Below are 1,481 nucleotides of genomic sequence, written 5' to 3'. Positions count from 1 at the left end.
CTTGCGGGCGCCGTGGGCACAGATCTCACAGGGCTACCCTTCAGGTGCCCTTGCAAGGCCGCCGCCCACCCACCCTAGACCTCACAAACATGTCAAGCGACGATCTCGCAGAGAGCATGCCTGCCAGCAAGAGCGTGGAATCAATGGAAGACGGCCTGGAGGAGGGGCGCCCCAACATTCACAAGGCCATCCCCGGCTACAGCACCAAGGGCGGAACCTTTGGGCTGGCAGAGGACGTCGAGATTGATGCAGATGGGGTCAAGCGCACAGGCACTATCCTCTCGACTTTCTTCCTGGTGATCACGGCCGTCATCGGCTCTGGCGTGCTGTCGCTGCCCGGCTCTATGGCAATGCTCGGCTGGCCTGCGGGCATCACCTGCCTGATTGTCTTTGCCTGGGCGACGCTGCTGACCTCCCAGCTGCTGGCTGACTGCCACATCATTGACGGCAAGCGCACCCGCACGTACATCGAGCAGGTTAACCTGGTCATGGGCAGGACACACGGCATCATTATTACCTGGGTGCAGCAGTCAAACCTGGTGCTGACCGCCCTGGCATACTCCATCACCGCGTCTTACGCGCTCACCAACGTGGCCACCTCTGTGTGCGAGGGGCAGGGCAAGGACGTGGAGAACGGCGAGTGCTTCAACAAGTACTGGGTGTGGGCGCTGATCCACGGCGGCATGCAAATTTTCTTCTCGTACATTCCGGACATGGACTCCTCCCTCTGGCCCTGCATCCTGGGCGCCTGCATGTCCTTCTGCTATGCCTCCATCTCTCTGGGTCGGGCCATTGCGGAGGGGAACACGTACGGTACTGTTGGCGGCATCACCGGCCTGTCCACCTCAGACAAGGTGTTTGGCGTGTTCAACGCAATGGGAGCAATCCTGTTTGCCTACTCCTTCTCCATGATCCTGCCCGAGATCCAGGACACGATCAAGGACGGGGTGCGGGGCGGCCCCATGCGCGCCATGAAGCGGACAGTCAACTGGTCGGTCTACATCATGACGGCCTTCTACATGGCGGTAGCCATCTCGGGCTACATGGCGTATGGCAATGATGTGGCAGGCAACATTTTGGACTCCTTCCAGACGCCGCGCTGGCTGGTGGATATGGCTAATATTATGGTATTTATCCACCTGCTGCCCGCCTACCAGGTGTGGTCCCAGCCCTTCTTTTACTTCCTTGAGTCCAACCAGAAGAAGTGGTGGGGCCCCCGCCCGGTGCCCAAGATGATGTCGGGCTGGTGGTTCCGCGCCTGGTTCCGCCCCATGTACGTCGTCATCATCACCTTCCTGACGATCTGCCTGCCTTTCTTCACGTACATTGTGGGGCTGGTTGGAGCCCTGGGCTTCTGGCCCACGACCGTTTACTACCCGATCCGCATGTGGATCCGGCTGTACAACCCCAGCCCCCGCTACCGCGCCTGGCTCTACACCGTCGACGCCTTCTGCTTCGTCTGCTCGCTCCTGGCCCTCATC

1 protein-coding gene is annotated in these 1,481 nt (G+C 60.5%); it reads left to right on the top strand.

Features of this window, described 5'->3' with window-relative positions:
* Window positions 1-89: 89 nt before the first annotated feature.
* On the top strand, window positions 90-1,481 hold a 1,392-nt coding region (locus IP76_RS20455), incomplete at its 3' end, for a hypothetical protein (protein WP_156318665.1).

The organism is Rhizobium sp. AAP43 (genome assembly GCF_001296045.1).
Taxonomy (GTDB): domain Bacteria; phylum Pseudomonadota; class Alphaproteobacteria; order Rhizobiales; family Rhizobiaceae; genus Allorhizobium.
This window is presented reverse-complemented; position numbering and strand designations above follow the sequence as displayed.